Source organism: Embleya sp. NPDC005575, from assembly GCF_040605455.1.
Lineage (GTDB): Bacteria > Actinomycetota > Actinomycetes > Streptomycetales > Streptomycetaceae > Embleya.
In genome coordinates this window covers 1-21,570 of record NZ_JBEXCV010000148.1, presented here as the reverse complement: position 1 = coordinate 21,570, position 21,570 = coordinate 1, and the positions used below count along the sequence as shown (strand labels likewise).

General features: G+C 71.6%; 18 protein-coding genes and 1 pseudogene. 7 read left to right on the top strand and 12 right to left on the bottom strand.

The features are described from left to right. Both ABZS54_RS34095 and ABZS54_RS34090 read right to left on the bottom strand, forming a co-directional pair. Window positions 1–190: pseudogene (locus tag ABZS54_RS34095) on the bottom strand (hypothetical protein); the annotation flags it as partial. Then, a complete protein-coding gene (locus tag ABZS54_RS34090) occupies window positions 187–1,707 on the bottom strand; it encodes a diaminobutyrate--2-oxoglutarate transaminase (RefSeq protein ID WP_355545082.1) in 1,521 nt (506 codons plus the stop codon). The gene ABZS54_RS34090 and the pseudogene ABZS54_RS34095, both read right to left, overlap by 4 nt. 213 nt (window positions 1,708–1,920) lie before the next feature. Between ABZS54_RS34090 and ABZS54_RS34085 the strand changes: the two genes are divergently transcribed. Beyond that, window positions 1,921–3,003, top strand: a complete 1,083-nt coding sequence (locus ABZS54_RS34085; RefSeq protein WP_355545080.1) for a hypothetical protein — start codon at window positions 1,921–1,923, stop codon at window positions 3,001–3,003. Between the two features lie 98 nt (window positions 3,004–3,101). On the opposite strand, the gene hflX is transcribed toward ABZS54_RS34085, so the two are convergent. The 6 genes from hflX to miaA all read right to left on the bottom strand — a co-directional run bounded on the left by hflX (window position 3,102) and on the right by miaA (window position 10,346). Next, window positions 3,102–4,607: a GTPase HflX gene (gene hflX, locus ABZS54_RS34080; RefSeq protein WP_355545078.1), complete on the bottom strand. Its 1,506-nt coding sequence runs from the start codon at window positions 4,605–4,607 to the stop codon at window positions 3,102–3,104. A 167-nt stretch (window positions 4,608–4,774) separates the two neighbouring features. Then, window positions 4,775–5,488 carry a DUF4097 family beta strand repeat-containing protein gene (locus ABZS54_RS34075; RefSeq protein ID WP_355545075.1) on the bottom strand — a complete coding sequence of 238 codons (714 nt, stop codon included), beginning with the start codon at window positions 5,486–5,488 and terminating at the stop codon, window positions 4,775–4,777. A gap of 224 nt (window positions 5,489–5,712) precedes the next feature. Beyond that, window positions 5,713–6,447, bottom strand: coding sequence for a hypothetical protein (locus ABZS54_RS34070; RefSeq protein WP_355545072.1), 735 nt, complete (start codon window positions 6,445–6,447; stop codon window positions 5,713–5,715). A gap of 127 nt (window positions 6,448–6,574) precedes the next feature. Beyond that, window positions 6,575–7,429, bottom strand: a complete 855-nt coding sequence (gene dapF, locus ABZS54_RS34065) for a diaminopimelate epimerase (protein ID WP_355545069.1) — start codon at window positions 7,427–7,429, stop codon at window positions 6,575–6,577. Between the two features lie 121 nt (window positions 7,430–7,550). After that, window positions 7,551–9,338: a gamma-glutamyltransferase gene (ggt, locus tag ABZS54_RS34060; RefSeq protein WP_355545088.1), complete on the bottom strand. Its 1,788-nt coding sequence runs from the start codon at window positions 9,336–9,338 to the stop codon at window positions 7,551–7,553. Between the two features lie 99 nt (window positions 9,339–9,437). Then, complete coding sequence (gene miaA / locus ABZS54_RS34055) at window positions 9,438–10,346, bottom strand: tRNA (adenosine(37)-N6)-dimethylallyltransferase MiaA (protein WP_355545066.1); 909 nt, start codon at window positions 10,344–10,346, stop codon at window positions 9,438–9,440. A gap of 230 nt (window positions 10,347–10,576) precedes the next feature. Here miaA and ABZS54_RS34050 point away from each other — a divergent pair, with 230 nt between their 5' ends. Further along, a complete protein-coding gene (locus ABZS54_RS34050; protein ID WP_355545063.1) occupies window positions 10,577–11,053 on the top strand; it encodes an antitoxin in 477 nt (158 codons plus the stop codon). A gap of 161 nt (window positions 11,054–11,214) precedes the next feature. Here ABZS54_RS34050 and ABZS54_RS34045 read toward each other — a convergent pair whose 3' ends face one another. Further along, window positions 11,215–11,934 carry a hypothetical protein gene (locus tag ABZS54_RS34045; protein ID WP_355545060.1) on the bottom strand — a complete coding sequence of 240 codons (720 nt, stop codon included), beginning with the start codon at window positions 11,932–11,934 and terminating at the stop codon, window positions 11,215–11,217. A gap of 61 nt (window positions 11,935–11,995) precedes the next feature. Between ABZS54_RS34045 and ABZS54_RS34040 the strand changes: the two genes are divergently transcribed. Then, entirely contained in the window at window positions 11,996–12,583 is a 588-nt protein-coding gene (locus tag ABZS54_RS34040) for a histidine phosphatase family protein (protein ID WP_355545057.1), read from the top strand. A 7-nt stretch (window positions 12,584–12,590) separates the two neighbouring features. Here ABZS54_RS34040 and miaB read toward each other — a convergent pair whose 3' ends face one another. Continuing rightward, complete coding sequence (gene miaB / locus ABZS54_RS34035; RefSeq protein WP_355545054.1) at window positions 12,591–14,069, bottom strand: tRNA (N6-isopentenyl adenosine(37)-C2)-methylthiotransferase MiaB; 1,479 nt, start codon at window positions 14,067–14,069, stop codon at window positions 12,591–12,593. 68 nt (window positions 14,070–14,137) lie between these two features. Between miaB and ABZS54_RS34030 the strand changes: the two genes are divergently transcribed. Beyond that, window positions 14,138–15,139, top strand: a complete 1,002-nt coding sequence (locus ABZS54_RS34030) for a TAXI family TRAP transporter solute-binding subunit (protein WP_355545051.1) — start codon at window positions 14,138–14,140, stop codon at window positions 15,137–15,139. Between the two features lie 211 nt (window positions 15,140–15,350). After that, window positions 15,351–17,267: a bifunctional serine/threonine-protein kinase/glutamate ABC transporter substrate-binding protein gene (locus ABZS54_RS34025; protein WP_355545048.1), complete on the top strand. Its 1,917-nt coding sequence runs from the start codon at window positions 15,351–15,353 to the stop codon at window positions 17,265–17,267. Window positions 17,268–17,309: 42 nt separating this feature from the next. Here the strand turns inward: ABZS54_RS34025 and ABZS54_RS34020 are convergent, their stop codons facing one another. Both ABZS54_RS34020 and ABZS54_RS34015 read right to left on the bottom strand, forming a co-directional pair. Next, on the bottom strand, window positions 17,310–18,725 hold the full coding sequence (locus ABZS54_RS34020) for a HAMP domain-containing sensor histidine kinase (protein WP_355545045.1): 1,416 nt from the start codon (window positions 18,723–18,725) through the stop codon (window positions 17,310–17,312). A gap of 36 nt (window positions 18,726–18,761) precedes the next feature. Then, window positions 18,762–19,439: a response regulator transcription factor gene (locus ABZS54_RS34015; protein ID WP_355545042.1), complete on the bottom strand. Its 678-nt coding sequence runs from the start codon at window positions 19,437–19,439 to the stop codon at window positions 18,762–18,764. 244 nt (window positions 19,440–19,683) lie between these two features. Here ABZS54_RS34015 and ABZS54_RS34010 point away from each other — a divergent pair, with 244 nt between their 5' ends. Beyond that, the gene (locus tag ABZS54_RS34010) at window positions 19,684–20,442 is read left to right on the top strand and encodes an amino acid ABC transporter ATP-binding protein (RefSeq protein WP_355545085.1); all 759 of its coding nucleotides are present in this window, start codon (window positions 19,684–19,686) and stop codon (window positions 20,440–20,442) included. 105 nt (window positions 20,443–20,547) lie between these two features. Beyond that, a complete protein-coding gene (locus ABZS54_RS34005; protein WP_355545039.1) occupies window positions 20,548–21,489 on the top strand; it encodes a glutamate ABC transporter substrate-binding protein in 942 nt (313 codons plus the stop codon). Window positions 21,490–21,570 lie beyond the last annotated feature (81 nt).

Sequence of the window (21,570 nt, the reverse complement as noted above, 5' to 3'; positions counted from 1 at the left end):
CCCGGAGGCCACATCGTCCATCAAGGCCGTGAGGGAGTCCCGGGTGACCTGGATCTGTCCCGTGTCGGTCCGGGGCGCCCGCCAGTGCGGCCAGCGCGACCTCGACCAGCGTGCGCAGCGCGTCGGCACCCGCGACCCCGCCCGCGAGCGCGGCCCCGACCGGATGCCCGACGTGCCGCGCGGTGCTCACGCCGACTCCGATCCGGCGGTCGAGGTCGCCTGTCCGGCCCGAGCCGCCTCGATCGCATCCGCCAGCCGCTCCAACACCGCGTCCGCCTGCACGTCGGTCATCGTCAGCGGCGGCAGCAGCCGCACCACGCTGTCGTGCCGCCCGCCCAACTCGACGATCAGCCCCCGACCCAGCGCCTCCCGGCGCACCGCGCGCGCCAGCGCCGGCGCCGCGGGCCGGGTCCCGCACGCGTCCGCGGCGGCGTCCGGCTCGACGATCTCCACGCCGAGCATCAGCCCGCGCCCACGCACGTCGCCGATCGCCGGCTGACCGGGCATCAGGTCGCCCAGCGCGCCCGCGAGCCGGGCCCCCAGGAGGGCCGCCCGCTCGTGCAGGCGGTGCTCGCGCACGAAGGCGATCGTCGCGGTGCCCGCCGCCATCGCGAGCTGGTTGCCGCGGAAGGTGCCCGCGTGCGCACCGGGCCACCAGTGGTCCAGCTCGGCGCGGTAGACCACCACCGCGAGCGGCAGACTGCCGCCGATCGCCTTGGAGATCACCATCACGTCCGGCACCACCCCCGCGTGGTCCACGCCCCACATCGTGCCGGTCCGGCCCAGGCCGGTCTGTACCTCGTCGGCGATCAACGCGATGCCGCGCTCGGCGGTCAGCCGGCGCATCTCGCGCAGCCAGCCGTCCGGCGCCGGCAGCACCCCACCCTCGCCCTGCACCGGCTCCACGATCATCCCGGCGGGCGCGGGCACCCCGGCGTTGGGATCCTCCAGGAGCGTGCGTGCGTAGTGCGCGGCCACCCGCTCGCCCTCGGCGCCGCCGGTGCCGAACGGGCAGCGATATCGCTGCGGGAACGGCAGCCGCACGGCGTCGCCGGTGCCGGCGCCGGTCGCGTCGCGGATCGCGGTGTCCCCGCTGACCGCCAGCGCGCCCTCGGTCATCCCGTGGTAGGCGCCGGTGAACGCCACCACCCCGCGCCGTCCGGTCGCGGTCCGCACCAGCTTCAGCGCCGCCTCCACCGCGTCGGTGCCGGCCGGCCCGCAGAACTGGATCCGGCCGTCCCGCGCCAACTCCGGCGGCAGCGTGGCGAACAGCTCCTCGACGAAGCGGTCCTTGACCGGAGTGGCCAGGTCGAGCACGTGCAGCGGCGCGCCGGTGTCCAGCACGCCGCGGATCGCCGCGAGCACCACGGGGTGGTTGTGGCCGAGCGCGAGCGTGCCGGCGCCGGAGAGGCAATCGAGGTAGCGCCGACCGTCGGCTCCCTCGACGGTCATCCCCCGGGCCCGCACGGGCACGATCGGCAACGAGCGCGCGTACGTGCGCGCCGAGGACTCGCGGGCGGCCTGCCGGCGCAGGATGCCCGGCCCGTCGGCCGACGGGCCGATGCGCGGGCGACCGATCTGCTTGGTGTCCGCGGGCACGGTGGCCGTGGCGGCGGTGTCCGCGGGCGCGATTTCCGCCGGCGGCGCGGCCGGCGCCGAGTCCTCGGTGCCGGAGCGGTCGTCCGGCCTGGTCAGGGCGGCGGTCATGACTGCGGCACCTCCACAAGGGCGATCGGAATTTAGGTAAGGCTTACCTCAAAGAGATGACTCAGGGCAAAGCGATCATCACAACGAGTGACGATCGCCGACTCGACGTCCCCTGCTCAAACAACGACCGAACCGCCGCCCGATCACGGCCGCGCCCCCCTCCGATACTGTCGGGCGCTCATACACGGGGGGCGCACACGGGGAGGTAGGCGCTTGACGCACGGCGTTCGCACGCTGTTCGTCACGCTGACGGTGGCGGTGTCGCTGCTGGTGACGGGCACCGTCATGGCACTGACACTCAACGGAGTCAGTCACGACGGCGGCAACGACAGGGGCCCGGAGGCGCTCGCGGATCCCGGCGATCCCGCGCACTGGACCCCGGAACGGATGAGCCGGGCCAAGCCCCGCGACCCCAAGGGCGAGGACGGCCCGCCCGCCCCGACCGCGGCGCCCGACCGACCCGGCCCACAACCGTCCCGAGAACCGCTGCCGGAGGTGCTCGCCGAGGCCAAGCCGGCACCCGTCCAGGCCCGCCCGGTGGCCCGCCCCTACACCGGCGAGGCCGGCACCGTCGCCGCCGGCAAACTCTTCTTCGAAGCCCCCGACGGCCCCTCCGTCTGCTCGGGCACCGTGGTCGCCGACCCCAAGCGCCCCGGCCGCAGCAACCTGGTCTGGACCGCCGGCCACTGCGTCCACGCCGGCCGCGGCGGCACCTGGTTCACCAGCCTGCAGTTCGTGCCCGCCTTCAACAGCAGCGGCCAGGCCACCCTGGCCAACCTCGGCAACCCGGGCCCGGTCGCGCCGTTCGGCCAATGGTGGGCGACCTCGGTGTCCACCTCCGACCAGTGGCGCGCCGGCGGCACGAACTCCACGTCACCCGCCACCGCCTACGACTACGCGGTGGTCGAGGTCAAGAACCCCGACCGCAGCGCACGCAGCCTGGAGGAGGTCGTCGGCCGCGCCCTGCCGGTGTGGTTCGACGCCCCACGCGAGCTGACCGCCGCCGGCGCGTACGGATATCCGCAGGATGCCCCGTTCGACGGGCTGACCATGTTCGCCTGCACCCAGGACCCGCGCCGGATGACCGTCGACTCGAACAGCCCGCCCCTGCTGCGCATCGGCTGCACCATGACCGCCGGCGCCAGCGGCGGCGGCTGGTACGCCACCGCCCCCGACGGCACGCTGCGGCTGATCGGCAACAGCGCGCTCAGCGGCGCCGGACACACCTGGATCGCCGGCCCCTACCTGGACCAGGACGCCCGCCGCATGCTGGACAACCTCAAGCGCAAACGCTGAACGCGGGGGCACCGCCGGCCCCACGGACACGACAAAGGCCCGGGTCGCACACGGACATCGTGTGCGACCCGGGCCTGAGGTCCCTCCAGCTGCCCACGTCAGCGCTTGGCGACCACGAACCGCTCCAACTCGGCGGCGAGTTGCCGGCCCACCCGGGCGTGCAACCACGTGCCCGCCTCGCGGTGCTCGGTGGCCAACAGCTCGCCAGTGCCGTGCACCTTGGCGACCAGATCGCCGCGCTCGTACGGCACGACCACCTCGACCTCGACATCCGGGCGCGGCAGTTCCTCGTCGATCAACGCGAGCAGCTCGTCCATGCCCTGCCCGGTACGCGCCGACACCACGATCGCGTGCTTCTCCCGACGCAACAGCCGGGCCAGCACCTCGGGATCGGCCGCATCGGCCTTGTTCACCACCACGATCTCGCGCACCTTGTGCGCCTCGACCTCGGTGAACACCTCGCGCACGGCCGCCAGTTGGGCCTCCGGCGTGGGGTCGGAGCCGTCCACCACGTGCAGGATCAGATCCGCGTCGGCGACCTCTTCCAAGGTGGAGCGGAACGCCTCGACCAGCTGGTGCGGCAGATGCCGAACGAAACCGACCGTGTCGGCGAGCGTGTACCCGCGACCGCTGGGCGTCTCGGCCCTGCGCACCGTCGGATCCAGCGTCGCGAACAGCGCGTTCTCCACCAGCACGCCCGCACCGGTCAACCGGTTCAGGATCGAGGACTTGCCCGCGTTCGTGTAACCCGCGATGGCCACCGACGGGATGGCGTTGCGCCGCCGCTCCTGCCGCTTGGTGTCCCGCGCCTTCTTCATGTCCGCGATCTCGCGGCGCATCTTGGCCATCTTCTCCCGGATGCGCCGACGATCGGTCTCGATCTTCGTCTCACCGGGACCACGCGTGGCCATGCCGCCACCGCCGCCGCCACCCATCTGGCGCGACAGCGAGGCACCCCAGCCACGCAGGCGCGGCAGCATGTACTGCATCTGCGCCAGCGAGACCTGCGCCTTGCCCTCTCGGGACTTGGCATGCTGCGCGAAGATGTCCAGGATCAACGCCGTGCGGTCCACGACCTTGACCTTGACCACGTCTTCGAGCTGAATGAGCTGACCCGGGGTCAGCTCACCGTCGCAGACCACGGTGTCCGCGCCCGTGGCGATCACCACGTCGCGCAGTTCCTTGGCCTTTCCGGACCCGATGTAGGTCGCCGGGTCCGGCTTGTCGCGGCGCTGGATCAGCCCGTCCAGCACCTGTGAGCCCGCGGTCTCCGCGAGCGCGGCGAGTTCCTTGAGCGAATATTCGGCGTCCGCGGCGGTCCCGTCGGTCCAGACCCCGACCAACACGACCCGTTCCAGGCGAAGCTGTCGGTATTCGACCTCGGTGACGTCGGTCAGCTCGGTGGAGAGCCCGGCGATTCGGCGGAGCGCGCTGCGCTCCTCGCGGTCGAACTGGTCGCCGTCGTAGTCGAGCGGACCGACCCCGACGTCATCGCCCGTTCCGAATCCGTCGAAGGCCGCTCCGTCGTCGAAGCCGTCGGCGTCGTCGAATGGGGGAGTCGAGTCCGTGTCGTCGTGTCCGGCGCGGTGTGAGCGAGAAGTCATATCGTCCTGTTCAACGTAGTCGGCGGGCCGCTCCATTCCCCGGGGCGGCCGTCATGATGGTCCCACGACGACCCGCGCGCGGGCATCCGGGTTTTCGGCCGGTTCGTCCGCCGACCCGCCTGAACGCGCTGAACACTTCGACCCGCGTCACCGCCGAGCCTTCGCCCTCACGAGGTCAGCAGCCGGGCCTGCCCCGCGTCGGTGCGCACCTTGATCTTGTGCTGCGACTGGTCGTTGCGCGAGACCTTGACGTCGGTGTCGCCGATCGTGGTGGACACGTCCGCCGCGTACTGCTGCCCGCCCGGCACCCGCACCGTCGCCCGACCCGCGTTGGTCTTGGCGTCCACGTCGGTCGGCGCCTTGGTGAAGGTCAGGTCGATCGACCCGGCACCGGTCTGCGCGGTCACCTTCGCCGAGGTGACCCCCTCGCCGTCGATCTTGCCCGCGCTGGTGTGCAGGTTGAGCGTCCCGGTCACATCGCGCAGGGTCACATTGCCCGCGTCGGTGCGGATGTCGAGTGCGGCGCCCCCGCGCGGGATGGTCACCTCGTACGCCACGAAGCATGCCTTCTTGCTCGCGCAGTCGTAGTCGAGGACCAGTTGCCCGTTGCCGTCCACGTTGTGCGTGGTCGTCGGCGCCGTGTTGTCGTAGTGCTGCTTCTCGGTCACCTTGACCGTCTTGACGTCGGCCTCCGTCACCTTGACGTTGCCCGCGTCGCTGTCCACCTTGAGCGAGCGCACATTCTGCGAGACGTCGTAGGACGTGGTCTTCTTCTCCGCCCCGTGCCCATCGCTGTCCACGTTGAACTCACACGCGGTGAGCACCAGCGGAAGTGCGACCAGCGGGACCAGCAGAGCCGATCGACGGTTGCGGGCAGACATGGTTTCTCCTTGGGTCGGGGCGGGGTCCGCCGCCCGAACGCACGACCACTCCCCCGCTTTACTGATGCCTCCAGGCTAGGAAGACATGCCCCCGCCCCGCGTCGGCCCGGCGTCGGGTTGGGCGGGTCCTTCCCTGGCAGGAGGGACCCCCGAGGCGGTCCACCTCCAGGCAGGACCCGCCTAGGGGTTCTCCCGGACCCCGGTACCGGGACCGACCGCTCGCGTCAGTGCGTCAACCGGGCACCCAGGGCCGGTGCGAACGCGGTGAAGTCGGCCGCCTCGGCCTCGTCCAGAACCGCGTAACCGGCCGCCACGAGTTCGTCGGTGAGCTCCTCCGCGGCGCGGTAGCGCTCCGCCACATCGGCCGTGACCTCGGGAAACGGCTTCCGATGCCCATAGAACTCCAGGTACGGGCTCCCCTCGGCCGCCTGCGCCTGCAGCGGGGTGAGGCGATGGGCGGCCAGCGCCAGGATGTGCAGCCCGCCCCGGTGCTCACGCAGCGTCTGCAGGTTCTGCGCGAGCCGGCCGGGCGCGTCATCCGGAAGATGTACGCCGCGCCAGGCCGAATACAGCGGGGCCAGGTCGCCCAGGTCGTTGGCACGCACGATCGAGGTGGTGATCTCGGCCAGCCGCTCCACTTCGGGCAGGTCCGCGAGATGGGTACGGCCCCACGCCCGCGCACAGTCCGCGTACAGCTCGCCGACCTGCGCGGGCGGCGCGACCTTGCGGCCCGCCTCCCACAGCGGGAGCAGGGTGTCGGCGGTGAAGTGGTGGAACGCGCGGACCACCGTGTCGTCGTCCACGTCCCCCAGCACCCCGCCGCGACCGGCGATGTACAGGGTCACGCCGTCCAGACCCAGTTCCGCACCGCGCGCGACCGTATGCGGCGCGAAGAAGAAGGCACCCGCCGCCTGCACCGTCGTCTTCACCGCGCGAGTGGTATCACGTGCCGTGTCCATGCTGCTCATACTGGCGTCTCCCCATGACGGCATTGCTTGACCAGGTCATGCAAGACCTATCACGGAGCATCGGGCGTGCACAGGGTTCGGACGAACGACCGCACGGGGACGTCGGCGGGGCCACGTCTCACAGTCGGTCGAGGTCGACCCGTCCCTCCGCGACGATCACGGCCGGACCGGCCATCTCGATGTGGCCGTCCACGCGCTCGGTGATCACCAGCCGACCGCCCGGGAGGTCCACGGTGTAGGTGGCCGGTTCGCCGGTCACGGCCGGCTCCGCGCCGTCGGCCCGCGCGGCGGCGACCATCACCGCGCACGCCCCGGTTCCACACGAGCGGGTCTCCCCGGAGCCGCGCTCGTGCACCCGCATGGCCACATGCCCCGGCGCCCGGCGCACCACGAACTCGACATTGACCCCGTCGGGATACACCCCCGCCGGCGACACGGCCGGCGCCGTGTACAGGTTGCCCGCCTGGGCCAGGTCCTCGACGAACACCACCGCGTGCGGATTGCCCATGTCGACGTTGGTCGCGGGCCGCACCCGCCCCTCGACGTCCACCCCGATGCCCGTGGAGTCGGGCAGCCGGGGCACGCCCATGTCCACCGTGATCGGGCCCTCGATCGGCACGATGACCGTCTTGACCCCGCCGCGCGTGGCCACCCGCAGCTCGCCCGCCTCGGCCAGGCCCTGCTCGATCAGGTACCGGGCGAACACCCGCACACCGTTGCCGCACATCTCGGCGATCGACCCGTCGGAGTTGCGGTAGTCCATGAACCACTCGGCCTCGCCGGCCAGGTGCTCGGCGGCCGGATCCTTGGCCGAACGCACCACCCGGAGCAGGCCGTCGCCGCCGATGCCCGCACGCCGATCGCACAGCGCGGCGACCTGCTCGGCGGTCGGGGTGAACTCGCCGTCCGCGTCCGGCACGATGACGAAGTCGTTCTCGGTGCCGTGACCCTTGAAGAAGTGCAGAGTGCTCACTCGACAATCCTAGAGCGTGTCGGTCACGCCCCGGGGCGTGGCCGACAGCGGCCCCGATGGGTTTCCATCGGGGCCGCCGCTTTCGTGTGGTGCGGGCCGGCCTCGTCGAGTGAGCCTGTTATCAGCCGGGTCGGACCACTCCCGCCGCGCCGCCGCCCCGGCGGGTGGGCTCCGCCACGGCCTGGACCCGGCCCCCCGGGAGGAACTCCAGCGCGGCGGCGGCACCGATCTCCGGATTCGCCTTGAGCACATGCCCGCGTTGCTCCAGGGCCACGCGCAGCGGAGCCGGCACCCCGGGTTCGACCTCGGTGGCCGCCCCGTTGCGCTGGGACAACCGCGGCGCGGCGACCGCCTGCGGCAGCGACAGGCCCCGGTCCAGGCGCCCGGTCAGCACCTGGAGCACCGTGGTGATGATGGTCGCGCCGCCGGGCGAGCCGACCGCGATGAACGGACGACCGTCGCGGAGCACGATGGTCGGCGACATGCTGCTGCGCGGGCGCTTGCCCGGCGCGGGCAGGTTCGGGTCGGACACGCCGGGGGTGAGCGGCGCGAAGTTGAAGTCGGTCAGCTCGTTGTTGAGCAGGAAACCGCGACCGGGCACGGTGATCGCGCTGCCCCCGGTCTGCTCGATGGTCAGCGTGTACGACACCACGTTGCCCCAGCGGTCGGCGGTGACCAGGTGGGTCGTGGACAACCCCTCGACCGGCTCGCTCGCCTCCGGCGTGCCCACGGGTCGGCAGCCCCGGTCGTACGGCGGCGTCGGGTCACCCGGTGGAACCGGGCTCACCGCGGCGTGGTCGGGGTCGATCAGGCACGCGCGTTCCCTCGCGTAGCCGTCCGCGAGCAGGCCGCGGAGCGGCACGTCCACGGTGGCGGGGTCGCCGACGTAGCGATTGCGGTCGGCGAACGCGAGGCGGGACGCCTCCAGGTAGTAGTGCGTCGCGGTGGCCTCGTCCTGCCGACGCGGATCGGTGGTCTCCAAGATGTTGAGCGCCTCGCCCACCGTGGATCCGCCGGACGAGGACGGCGCCATGCCGTAGACGTCCAGCCCGCGGAAGTCGACGTGCGTGGGTCGCTGGTCCAGGACCCGGTAGCGGGCCAGGTCGCCGGTGTCGATCAGGCCGGGCCGAAAGACCCGGTCCGCGCCCGGCGCCACCGGCGGTTGTTGCGCGGTGTGCACCACCTCGCGGCCGAGCCCGCCCCGGTAGAACCAGTCCACGCCGTCGCGGCCCAGTTGCTCGTAGGTGCGGGCCAGGTCCGGGTTGCGGAACACGCTGCCCACGACCGGCGGCTGCCCGTCGGGCAGGAACAGCCGCGCGGTCGGGGTGATGTCGTCGAACCGGGTCGCGTTCGCCGCGGTCTGGTCGTGGAAGGTCTGGTCGACCACGAACCCCCGCTCGGCCAGCGCCCGCGCGGGCTCCAGCGCCGCGCGCAGGTTGGTGGTGCCCCATTTGCGCAGCGCGGTGTTCCAGGTCTGCGGGGTGCCGGGAATGCCCACCGAGAGCCCCGAGTTGACACCCTGGTCGAACGGGATCGGCAGCCCGGTGGCCGGGTCGAGGAAGGCGTCCTCGTCCATCTTCGCGGGCGCCGTCTCGCGGCCGTCCAGGGTGCGCACCGTGCGGCTGCGCGCGTCGTAGTAGACGAAGTAGCCACCGCCGCCGATCCCGGACGAGTAGGGCTCGGTGACACCCAGGGCTGCGGCCGTGGCCACCGCGGCGTCCACCGCGTTGCCGCCTCGGCGCAGCACGTCCAGACCGATCCGGGTGGCGTCGGGGTCGACGCTGGAGACCGCGCCACCCCAGCCCGTGGCCACCGGCTGCTTGGACGGCGGGCCGGCCGACTCGCCGGGGTGCGCGGACGCCACCCCCGGAATGGTCAATGCGAGCCCCAGCGCCGTACCCAGCGCCATGGCGCGACGAACAGAGCGGATCACGACCGCCTCCCCCGAGCAGGTTTGGGTGTGTCACGGACCTCCCACCGTGCCACGCGCGCCTCACCCGCAACACCCCTACGCGGGTCGGATCACCCGTTCGAGCGCGGCGTCCAGGAGATCGGCCCGGGAGTGCTCCAGCCACTCGATCCGCGGGTCCCGCCGGAACCAGGTGTCCTGCCTGCGGGCGAACCGGCGGGTGGTGCGCACGGTGTCCTCGCGGGCCTGTTCGTCGGTGCACTCGCCCGCGAGCAGCCGCAGCACCTGCGCGTAGCCCAGCGCGCGCGAGGCGGTCCGGCCCTCGCGCAGCCCGACCTTCTCCAGCTCGCGCACCTCCTCGACCAGACCCGCCGCCCACATCCGGTCCACCCGCGCGGTGATCCGCTCGTCCAGCACCGGGCGGGGCACGTCCACGCCGATCTGCACGCTGTCGTAGAGCGAGCGGTGGGTGGGCAGGGTGGCGGTGAACGGGCGCCCGGTGAGCTCGATGACCTCCAGCGCGCGCACGATCCGCCGGGCGTTGCTCGGCAGGATCGCCGCGGCGGCGGGCGGATCGGCGGCGGCCAGGCGCTCATGCAGCGGCCCGGGCCCGACCCGCTCGGCCTCGGCCTCCAGGCGGGCCCGGATCTCGGGGTCGGTGCCGGGGAACTCCAGGTCGTCCAGCACCGCGCGCACGTACAGCCCGGAACCGCCGACCAGCACGGGCGTCCGGCCGCGCGTCAGCAGGTCGTCCACCAGCGCCCGCGCGTCGCGCTGATACTCGGCGACGCTGGCGGAGCTGGTCACGTCCCACACGTCGAGCAGGTGGTGCGGGACGCCGGCGCGCTCGGCGACGGTCAGTTTGGCGGTGCCGATGTCCATGCCCCGGTAGAGCTGCATGGAATCGGTGTTGATCACCTCCCCGTGCAGCGCACGGGCCAAGGCGACCCCCAGATCGGACTTTCCGGCCGCAGTGGGACCGACGACGGCAATGACACGGGGACTCACCCCCCAAGTCTGCCGGATCACCGCACCGGGTCGCGCCGTCGCTCGTTGCGGTACGGCCGCCCGCGAGGTCGTGACCGGCCCCGCGCGCTCTCGTTGATCTCCGACGACCCATATCCCCGGGCGGCTGTACTCCGGGCGGCGCGGCGGTACCCGGATGGCGCAGCGGACCGGCCCCGGCACGTCGCCGAAATGCACGTCAACGGCCACAGACATACGGTCTAGGAGAAATTGTGAGTGTTTTCGACTGGTTCAAGCGGCGTCCGAGCACGTCGGAGGAGAGCGGCTCGTGCTGCTCACAAAACGCGGCGGGCACGGAAACCGCCACGCTGGTCGAGGACCGGCCCGCAACGCGGGCTTCGGCCGGCGCCGAGGCCGAACCGGTCGAGGCGGCGGCCACCACGCCCGCTCCCCTAACTCCCGGGGACACGGCCGGCGAGCAGGTCGCAACGGGCGCATCCGAGGAGGAGCAGGACATGGGTGTCTTCGACAACATCAAGGCCAAGGCCGAGGGGTTGCTCGGTCGGCACGGCGACAAGGCCGACAAGGGCATCGACAAGGCCGCCGAGGTCGCCGATCGAAAGACCGGCGGCACGCACACCGACAAGATCCAAGGCGCATCGGACAAGGCCAAGGAATCGCTGCGCAAGACCGGCGGCGACGCACCCGAGGCGACGCCGCCCGGGCCTCCTGCCGATCCCACCGTGTGAGTGTGAAGCGGGCGGTGGTCACCGGATTCCGGTGACCACCGCCCGCTTCTTTCGTACCCGGGGCGCTCGTGCCTGGGGCTTTCGTGCCCGAGCTTTCATACCCGGGCTTTCATACCCGGGCTTTCGTGTTGCGGGTCCGACCGTCGCGGGGTCGTCGCCGATCAGGACCAGAGCGCCACGAAGTAGCCGACGCCGTAGGGGGCCTCCGCGTAGAGCAGCCGGCCGTGCCGACCCGGGCCCGCCGCGCCGGCCAGCACCTGAAGGGCGGGCCGGCCGGCCACCCACAGCTCCTCCGCGAGCGCCGGGTCCAGCGCCGCGAGGGCGTCCGGGTCGGCGTCCGCGAGCGCCGCGCCCAGTGCGCGGTCGTAGGGCTCGGCACGCGCGTCGAGATAGCCGGGGGCCTTCTCGGTCCGGCACGCGGACCCGTCCCCGACCACCAGGAGCGCGACCCGATCGGGGCCCGCGACCAGTTCGGCGCCCCGGGCCGCACAGCGCGCGGGGTCGGCGTCCGACGCGATCACCGCCGCAGTCACCGGGCTCGGCGCGGTCCCCGCAGCGATCCGGTCGGCGGCCCACGGCGAGCGGCCGAGCAGCCAGGCGCCGATGGTCAGCGCGGGCGACAGCGGCTGCGCGGCGCCGGTTCCCAGGGTGACCTCCAGGTCGAGCCCGTACGGCGCGAACGAGCCGGTCCCCCCGCCCTCCAGGGTCGCGTCCGCATCGCCCGCGCCCACTATGACCAACCGGTCCGGGGCCGCCCCGGCCAGCCCGGCCAGCGCCTGATCACACGCCGCGCGCAGCGCGTCCAACTCCGCTGCGGCCCCGCGGGCCAGCTCGGGCACGATCATCGGGGGGCACGGGACTACCGCGGCGGCTACGAGCATTCAGGGAGAGTACTAAGTGGCCGCCGCGACGCCTCCCGGGGCGCGTGATGGGATGGATCACATGCGAGAACTGATGTTGGTGCGACATGGTGAGACCGAATGGAGCAGGTCCGGGCGGCATACGGGGCTGACCGACATCCCGCTGACGCCCGAGGGCGAGGCCCAGGCCAAGGCGGTGGCGGACCTGCTGGCCGGGCACGAGTTCGGGCTCGCCCTGATCAGCCCGTTGACCAGGGCCCGGCACACCGCGGAGCTGGCCGGGATCACCGGCGGACGGCTCGAACCGGATCTGGTCGAGTGGGACTACGGCGGCTACGAGGGCATCACCACGAACGAGATCCGCGAGACCGTCCCGGGCTGGTTCCTGTGGCGGGACGGGGTGATCCCCGGCGACGCCGAGCATCCGGGCGAGTCGATCACCGATGTGGGCCGCCGGGTCGACCGGGTGCTGGATCGGGTGCGGCCGGTACTGGAGCGCGGCGAGGACGCGGTGCTCGTCGCCCACGGCCACCTGCTCCGGGTGTTGACCGCCCGCTGGCTGGGCCTGCCGCCCGAGGACGGCCGGCTGTTCCGGCTGGAGACCGCCCGGCTGTCCACACTCGGCTACGAGCGCGAACAGCCGGTCCTGCTCGGCTGGAACGTGACCTGAGCGGTGCTCAGTCGCAACACGCGACCCCGGTCGGCGTCGCCGGAGCCGCGGGCGCGCCGATCTGCGGCATGCCGAGCAGCACGCCCGGCGTGGCCGCGGGGGCCGCGTTGCGGCGCTCCCACGCGTCGCCCGCGCGGGTGCGCCGGATCGCCAGGGTCGGCTTCTCCGCAAGCAGGTGGTGCGGCGCGGCGTAGGTGATCTCGACCGAGACCATGTCGCCGGGCCGCACGCCATCGGCGGGGCGTTCGAAGTGCACGAGGCGGTTGTCCGGGGCCCGTCCGGACAACCGCGCGGTGTCGTGGTCCTTGCGCCCCTCGCCCTCGGCGACCAGCACCTCCAGGGTGCGGCCGACCTGGGTGCGGTTCTCCGCCCAGGAGATCTCCTCCTGGAGCGCGAGCAGCCGCTGGTAGCGCTCGGTCACGACCTCCTTGGGCACCTGGCCGTCCATCGTGGCCGCCGGGGTGCCCGGGCGCTTGGAGTACTGGAACGTGAACGCGGCGGCGAACCGGGCCTCGCGCACGGTGTGCAGGGTCTGTTCGAAGTCCTCGTCGGTCTCCCCGGGGAAGCCCACGATGATGTCGGTGGAGATCGCCGCGTCCGGCATCGCCGCCCGCACCCGCTCGATGATCCCGAGGTACCGGTCCTGCCGGTAGGAGCGGCGCATCGCGCGCAACATCGTGTCCGAGCCGGACTGCAGCGGCATGTGCAACTGGTGCATCACGTTCGGCGTCTCGGCCATCGCCGCGATCACGTCGTCGGTGAAGTCGCGTGGGTGCGGCGAGGTGAAGCGCACCCGCTCCAGGCCCTCGATCCGTCCGCACGAGCGGAGCAGCTTGGAGAACGCTTCGCGATCGCCCATGTCCGAGCCGTACGCGTTCACGTTCTGGCCGAGCAGGGTGACCTCGATCACGCCCTCGCCGACCAGGGTCTCGATCTCGGCGAGCACGTCGCCGGGTCGGCGGTCCTTCTCCTTGCCGCGCAGCGCGGGCACGATGCAGAACGTGCAGGTGTTGTTGCAGCCCACCGAGATGGCCACCCACGCCGCGTACGCCGACTCGCGCCGGGTGGGCAGCGTGGAGGGGAAGACGTCGAGCGACTCCAGGATCTCGACCTGGGCCTCCTGCTCGATCCGGGCCCGCTCCAGGAGCACCGGCAGCGAGCCCACGTTGTGCGTGCCGAAGACCACGTCCACCCACGGCGCCTTGCGCACGATGGTGTCCCGGTCCTTTTGCGCGAGGCAGCCGCCGACCGCGATCTGCATGCCTGGGCGTTCCGCCTTCGCGGGCGCGAGGTGGCCCAGGTTCCCGTACAGCTTGTTGTCCGCGTTCTCGCGGACGGCGCACGTGTTGAAGACGACCACGTCGGCCGACTCCCCCTTGGGCGCGCGGACGTACCCCGCGTCCTCCAGCAGACCGGACAGTCGCTCGGAGTCGTGGACGTTCATCTGGCACCCGTAGGTGCGGACCTCATAGCTTCGCGCAGTCATAACACCCGACAGGGTACGGGGTTTGCTTCCCCGGGCGTGTGGCCGACCTCCATGGCAATATCGCCGCCGTGCCCTCCTTGTCGTTCCTCCCCGTTTCCCTGCGCGACGCCTGTGCGCGCCGACCCCGCCTGGTTCGGGCCGCGCTGGTCACGCTCGTGCTGTTGTGCCTGGTCGGCGGGTACGTGGTGTTCTCGCAGGACGACCGGCCGACCCCGGGCGGGCCGGTCTCGTTGGCCACCGGGGTGCCGACCGGGGTGTACCACCGCTACGGCGAACTGTTGCGGCCGCGGCTGTCCGCGGACCTGGACGTCAAGGTCACGGTGAACTCCAGCGGTGGGTCGGTGGAGAACCTGCGTCGGGTGATCGAGGGCGTCGACACCTTCGGCATCGCCACCGCCGACGCGGTGGCCGATCTGGGACCGGGCGATCGCGAGCGGCTGCGGGCCGTCGCCCGGTTGTACGACGACTACGTGCAACTGGTCGTTCCGGTCGGTTCCCCCGTGCAGAAGATCACCGACCTGCGCGGGCGCCGGGTGGTGGTGGGGCTGCCCGGATCGGGCGTGGAGTTGATCACCCGCCGGCTGCTGAGCGAGGTGGGCATGGGTGACCTGGAGCGGGCCATCACTCCGGTCCGGATCGGCATCGGGGAGGCCACCCAGCGACTGCGCGACGGCACGGTGGACGCGTTCTTCTGGTCCGGTGGGCTGCCCACCGGGGCGGTCTCCGACCTGGCCGAGCACTGGTCGCTGCGGCTGGTCCAACTCGGCGACCTCGCGGGCAAGCTGCGCGATCGCTACGGGCCGGTGTACCGCGAGGCGGTGGTGCCCGCGGACGCCTATCCCGGCGGCACCGAGACGCCCACCATCGCGGTCCCGAATCTGCTGGTCACTCAGGCCTCGCAGGATCCGGTGCTGATCAGGCGGGTGACCGAGACGGTGATGGAGAATCGGGAAGCGATCGGACGCGAGGTGCACGCGGCCCAGTTGGTCGACCCCAGGACGGCGATCTTCACCGATCCGCTACCGCTGCACACGGGCGCTCAGCGGTGGTACCGATCGGTGAAACCCTGATCGGACAGATCGTGATGCCAAGGGCGTCGCGCGAAGCGGCCCCGATGGCACATGCTGGGTTCGTGTCATCGTGTTCGGGACCGACATCTACGCTCTGAGCTTGTAGGCCAGACCGTCCGCGGTCCCCGAACCGACGCTGTGAGCCGACCGGGGGGAAGGCCGCACACATGGTCAGGGAGGCCCGCTTGCTCGGGAGGAGGGTGCGACCGCGGTGTCCGAGGGGGAGATCGGCCGAATACTGAACAATCGTTACCGCCTCAGCCGCAGTCTCGGCCGAGGCGGTATGGGCGAGGTCTGGCTGGCTGTGGACACCGCCCTCGGCCGCGAGGTCGCGGTCAAGGAGTTGCTGCTCCCCAAGTCCTTGGACGCGGGCTCGCAGCGGTCCTGGCTGGAGCGCAGCAAGCGCGAGGCGATCGCCGCGGCCCGCATCCGCCACGAGAACGTGGTGACGGTGCACGACGTCTTCGAAGAGGACGGTTTGCCATGGATCGTCATGGAATTGGTGATCTCGCGCTCGCTGGCCGACGTGATCCGCGCGGAGGGTCGACTCGACCACGCCGAGGCGGCCCGGATCGGCCTGGACGTGCTGCGGGCGCTGCGCGCCGCGCATGCCAAGGGTGTGCTGCATCGTGACGTGAAGCCGGCGAACGTGCTCCTGGGCATGGACGGCCGGGTGGTGCTCACCGACTTCGGCATCGCCACCTTCGCCGATGCGCCCCAGGTGACCCAGTTCGGCGAACTACTCGGCACCCCGGGCTACCTCGCACCCGAGCGCGCGGAGCAGTTCTCCCGGGGTCGGGCCGGCGTGCTCACCGACAACGGATCGAGCGAGCACACGCTCGCCGACCGGCCGGACGCGCTGGATCCGGCCTCCGACCTGTGGTCGCTGGGCGCGACGCTGTACGAGATGGTCGAGGGCCTCGCGCCGTTTCGGCGGGCCTCCCCAGTGGAGGTCGTGGACGCCGTGGTGAACGCGCCGCCCGCGCCGCCCCGGCACGCGGGTCCGCTGGAGCCGGTGATCATGGGCCTGTTGCGCAAGGACCCGATCCGGCGGCTGGACGCCAAGGAGACCGACGCGCTGCTCACCCGGGTGGTGCAGGACTCGGTGCCGGTGACCTGGGGCGGCGACCCGCTGCCCCGGCGCGAGCGCGAGGAGCCGGAGGAGGACGTCGAGGCCACCTACGCGGGCGAAGGCCCGCCGCAGGAGCCGCAATCGCGGCCCGCGGGCCGGGCCCGGTGGTGGCGGCGCACCCGGATCGCGCTGCCCGCCGCTTTGGCGTTCCTGTTGGTCGCGGTGGGCGTGTCCTGGCTCGCGGTGGAGAACAACCCGGCCGAGGGCGGCACGCACGCCCCCGACCCGCTCGCCGGTTTGCGCAAGAACTCGCCGACCTACCGGGAGATGGTGGCCCGGGGCCGGATCATCATCGGGGTCAAACCTGACCAACCCGGGTGGAGCGTGCGCACCGGCGACCAGGCGTATCAGGGCTTCGACGACGATATCGCGCGGATGATCGCGGACGATCTCGGGTTCAAGGACCGGGTCACGTTCATGGACGTGGAGACGCAGAACCGCGAGTACCGGATCACCAGCGGTCAGGTCGACCTGGTCGTGGCCAGCTACACGATCAACGCCGCCCGCTCGCAGAAGGTCTCCTTCGCCGGGCCGTACTTCATCGCCGGCCAGGACTTCCTGGTCCGCTCGGACGAGCCGGACGTCAACGGCCCCGAGGACCTTGCCGACAGCGCGGTGTGCGTGGTGCGCGAGTCGACGTCGGCGAACCGCATCCGCACCGAGTTCCCGACCATGAAGGTCCAGGAGCGCGGCAAGTACTCGGAGTGCGTGGACGAGTTGTTGGCCAAGAACGTGCGCGGCGTCAGCACCGACGACGCGATCCTGTCCGGCTTCGTCGCCCAGTACCCGGGCACGCTGCGGATTCTGGGGCGGCCGTTCTCGGACGAGCCGTACGGCGTGGGCCTGAGCAAGGGCGACGTCGCCCTCGCGGACGCGGTGTGCGGAGCGCTGAACCGACACATCGCCAACGGTGACTGGCAGCGGGCCTACGACGTGCGGCTGCGCCCGCTGGGCCTGCCGCAGCCGCGTGCGCCGCAGTGCCGGGTGGCCGAATAGCACGGGTATCGGCGGCGGCCGTGTGCCCGCCCCGGCGCGGGCTCAGTCGGCCCTGGGCACGGTCAGCGTGACGGTCAGCCCGCCGCCCTCGCGCGCGGCGAAGTCGATCGTCCCGCCGCTCGCGGCGAGCAGCGTGCGGGCGATCGACAGGCCCAGGCCCGAGCCGTCCACGTTCTGATGCCGCGGGCTGCGCCAGAACCGGTCGCCCACCCGTCGCATCTCCTCGAAGGTGAGCCCCGGGCCGCGGTCGCTGACGCGGATCTCCACCTCGCTGCCCACCGCCGAGCACGCCACCGTGATCGTGGTGTCCTCGGGGGCGAACTTGAGCGCGTTGTCCAGGATCGCGTCGAGCGCGCTGCCCAGGGTGACCGGGTCCACGTTGCCGGTCAGCGCGAGCGGGCCCTCCTGCTCGAACCGGCGACCGCGGCTGCGGGCCAACGTCTGCCACGCGTCGACCCGTTCGTGCACGAGGGCCGCCACGTCCACGGCCCGCGGGGACGGGCGGGCGTTCTCCGCCAGCGCCAACTCCAGGAGTTCGTCCAGGACATGGGTGAGCCGCCGGCCCTCCTCGCGCACGCCCTCCAAAGTCTCGCCGTGGCCCGGCGGCAGCGACAGGCCCAGCTCCTCGATCCGCAGCAGCAGCGCGGACAGCGGGTTGCGCAGTTGGTGTGAGGCGTCCGCGGCGAACGCCCGCTGCTGGTCCACGACGGTCTCCACGTGGTCCGCCATCTCGTTGAACGACCTTGCCAGCCGCCGCAGTTCCGGCGGCCCCTGGGCGCCGGCCACCCGTGCGCCGAGCCGGCCGGTGGCGATCTCGTGGGTCACCGAGTCGAGCACTCGGACCGGGCGCAGCACCCAGCCGGTGAGCCGGGTCGCGAGCAGCAGCGCGGCCAGCACCGCGACCACCTCGCCGGCGACCAGAATCAGCCACACCCGTTGGATCTTCGAGCGCATCCGGCCGGTCGGCGAGTCGGTCAACACGACCGCGACCACGTCGCCGCGGTGGATCACCGGGACCGCCACCACGATGCGGTCGCGCTGCCAGGGCCACACCTGTCCAGGGTCGTCGCTGCGCCGCCCGGCGAGCGCCTCGGTGAACGCCGGCGACCGCGGATCGATGCGAAATCCCGGATGCGACACGGCGATCGGCTGGCCGCGCCGATCGAAGGCGCCGACCCGGATGCCGTAGACGGCCTCGTAGCGCTCCAGTTCGGAGCGCAACATGTCCAGGTCGGCGGCGTCGGGGCCGGGTGGCTGTCCTCCGTCGGTCTGCGCGCGCAGGGTGTCCGAGACCACGGTCAGCTGGGTGTCCGAAACGAAGCGGGTGAGGTCGTCCACGCGGTCGCGGATCAGCTCCTGCTGATGGGCGGAGGCGCGGGAGATCGCCAACGGGATGCCGAGCGCGATCAGCACCGCGGTCATCAGGGCGAGGAGCAGGGCGAGCAGGCGGGTACGCACAGGAGCCGGTGACGATCCGTCGGGAAGCCGGTGGGATCAGGCCTCGGGAACGACACGGTAGCCCACGCCGCGCACCGTCTCGACGATCGCCGGATTGCCGAGCTTGGAGCGCAGCGACGCGACGTGCACCTCCAGGGTGCGGTTGTTGCCCGCCCAGCTGGTGTGCCAGACCTCGCTGATGATCTGTTCGCGCCGGAACACCACGCCCGGGCGCTGTGCCAGTAGGGCGAGCAGGTCGAACTCCTTGCGGGTGAGCACCACGTCGACACCGCCGACGGTGACCCGCCGGGTGGCCGGGTCCAACACGATGCCGCCGGGCCCCTTGGCGGCAGGCGCACCCTCCGCGATCGGTGCGTCACTGCGCGTACGTCTGCTCACCGCGTGTATGCGCGCCAGTAGTTCGCCGATGTCGTAGGGCTTGGTGACGTAGTCGTCGGCGCCCAGGTTCAGCCCGTGTATGCGCGATCGGATGTCCGCGCGCGCGGTGACCATGATCACCGGGACGTCGCACAGCCGCCGGATCCGACTGCACACCTCGAAGCCGTCGTGGTCGGGCAGCGACAGGTCGAGCAGCACCACGTCGGGCACGTCGTCGAGCGCGGCGAGGGCCTCCTCGCCGGTGGTGGCGTGTCGCACGGTGAAGCCGTGCCGGCCCAGAACCGCGCGTAGCGGCGTGGCGACTCGCAGATCATCCTCGACGAGCAGGAGGCGCACGTGGTTCCTCACATCTGACGGTCCGTTACCGACTCTTGACCTCAAGACAAGCTCAAGTGCACTGACTGGGGGGGTGCTGCCTGCCCTAGTGTCACGCACCACCCGGCCTCGCCGGGAGACTCTCGAACCCACCTGCCACCCGGTCGCGCAAAAAGATACGGGACGACTCTGGACGGAGCCCGCCATCGTGACGACGGATGCCTCTGACACCGCACCGAAGCCGCCGGTGCTCACCAAGCGCGACATCGGCAAGGACGCGCACCCCGGCGAGCCCCTCGTCGTGTTGGAGAACGTCAACAAGCACTTCGGCGCCCTGCACGTGTTGCAGGACATCGACCTGACGATCCACAGGGGCGAGGTCGTCGTCGTCATCGGTCCGTCCGGATCGGGAAAGTCGACGCTGTGCCGCACGATCAACCGGCTGGAGGCGATCGACGGCGGCCGGATCACCATCGACGGGAACCTCCTCCCGCAGGAGGGTCGCGAACTCGCCCGCCTGCGCTCGGACGTCGGCATGGTCTTCCAGTCGTTCAACCTGTTCGCGCACAAGACCGTGCTCCAGAACGTGACGCTGGGCCCGCTCAAGGTCCGTCGCGAGAAGGCCGACGCGGTCACCCGCCGGGCGCACGAACTGCTGGACCGGGTCGGCGTGGGCAGCCAGGCGGACAAGTACCCGGCCCAACTCTCCGGTGGTCAGCAGCAGCGCGTCGCGATCGCCCGTGCGCTGGCCATGGAGCCCAAGGTGATGCTCTTCGACGAGCCCACCTCCGCGCTCGACCCGGAGATGATCAACGAGGTCCTGGAGGTCATGCGCGACCTGGCCCGCGAGGGCATGACGATGGTCGTGGTGACCCACGAGATGGGCTTCGCGCGCTCCGCCGCGAACCGGGTGATCTTCATGGCCGACGGCCGCATCGTCGAGGAGAACACGCCCGACGAATTCTTCAGCAACCCGCGCAGCGACCGTGCTCGGGACTTCCTCTCCAAGATCCTGCATCACTGAGCCGCATCGGGCGCCCCCAGTGCGCCCGATGGCGCAACTCACGCTTCGCACCCTGCAGTTCGTCTGTCGTCAGGCCGCTCTCCCTTTCACTCAAGGACGTTGATCATGAAGATGCGCTCATCCGTGGCCGTCGCCGGCATCGCCGTGCTCGCCCTGTTCGGTACCGCGTGCGGCAAGGACGGTTCGCCGGAGGCCAAGACGCCGGGCGGTACCACCGGTGGTTCGCAGGGCGCGCCCGGTGCGACCAAGCCCGAGCTGCCCAGCTACACGCCCAAGGCGGACGCCGCGCTCACCGGCTCGAAGACCTTCGACAACGCCAAGCGGCGCGGCAAGCTGATCGTCGGTGCCAAGGAGGACCAGCCCTTCCTCGGCTCCAAGGACCCGGCCACCGGCAAGTACTCGGGCTTCGACATCGAGATCGCCAAGATGATCGCGGCCGACCTCGGCTTCGGCCCGGACAAGATCGAGTTCAAGGCGATCGCGTCGACCAACCGGGAGAACGCGCTGGTCAACGGTGACATCGACTACTACGTCGGCACCTACAGCATCACCGACAAGCGCAAGGAGCAGGTGTCCTTCGCCGGTCCGTACTACATCGCCGGCCAGTCCCTCCTGGTTCGCAAGAACGAGACCGCGATCACCGGCAAGGACACCATCAAGGGCAAGACGGTGTGCTCCGCCAAGGGCTCCACCCCGCTGCAGAACCTGCAGTCCAAGTTCCCCGACACCACCACCCGGGTGTTCGACACCTACTCGCTGTGTGTCGAGAACCTGCTCTCCAACCAGGTCGACGCGGTCTCCACCGACGACGCGATCCTCAAGGGCTACGCGGCCAAGGACCCGGGCGCGCTCAAGGTGGTCGGCGAGCCGTTCACCGTGGAGAACTACGGCGTCGGCCTGAACAAGGACGACGCGGTGTTCCGCAACGCGGTCAGCGACGCCCTCGAGGCGCACGAGAAGAGCGGCGACTGGAAGAAGGCGTACGACGCCACGCTCGGCCTGTCCGGCTCGGCCGCCCCGGCCATCCCGGCGCTCGTCCGCTACTGACGCGCCCGGTCGCACGTCGCACCCGTCGCACGTCGCACGTCGCGCGCCGGCCGGTCCCGGCTCCCCCGGGACCGGCCGTCG

What these genes read in the sequence shown, in the direction of transcription:
- ABZS54_RS34090 (WP_355545082.1), bottom strand. Translation starts at nt 1,707, where the DNA reads ATGACCGCCGCCCTGACCAGGCCGGACGACCGCTCCGGCACCGAGGAC.
- hflX (WP_355545078.1), bottom strand. Translation starts at nt 4,607, where the DNA reads ATGACTTCTCGCTCACACCGCGCCGGACACGACGACACGGACTCGACT.
- ABZS54_RS34075 (WP_355545075.1), bottom strand. Translation starts at nt 5,488, where the DNA reads ATGTCTGCCCGCAACCGTCGATCGGCTCTGCTGGTCCCGCTGGTCGCA.
- ABZS54_RS34070 (WP_355545072.1), bottom strand. Translation starts at nt 6,447, where the DNA reads ATGGACACGGCACGTGATACCACTCGCGCGGTGAAGACGACGGTGCAG.
- ggt (WP_355545088.1), bottom strand. Translation starts at nt 9,338, where the DNA reads ATGGCGCTGGGTACGGCGCTGGGGCTCGCATTGACCATTCCGGGGGTG.
- ABZS54_RS34045 (WP_355545060.1), bottom strand. Translation starts at nt 11,934, where the DNA reads ATGCTCGTAGCCGCCGCGGTAGTCCCGTGCCCCCCGATGATCGTGCCC.
- ABZS54_RS34040 (WP_355545057.1), top strand. Translation starts at nt 11,996, where the DNA reads ATGCGAGAACTGATGTTGGTGCGACATGGTGAGACCGAATGGAGCAGG.
- miaB (WP_355545054.1), bottom strand. Translation starts at nt 14,069, where the DNA reads ATGACTGCGCGAAGCTATGAGGTCCGCACCTACGGGTGCCAGATGAAC.
- ABZS54_RS34005 (WP_355545039.1), top strand. Translation starts at nt 20,548, where the DNA reads ATGAAGATGCGCTCATCCGTGGCCGTCGCCGGCATCGCCGTGCTCGCC.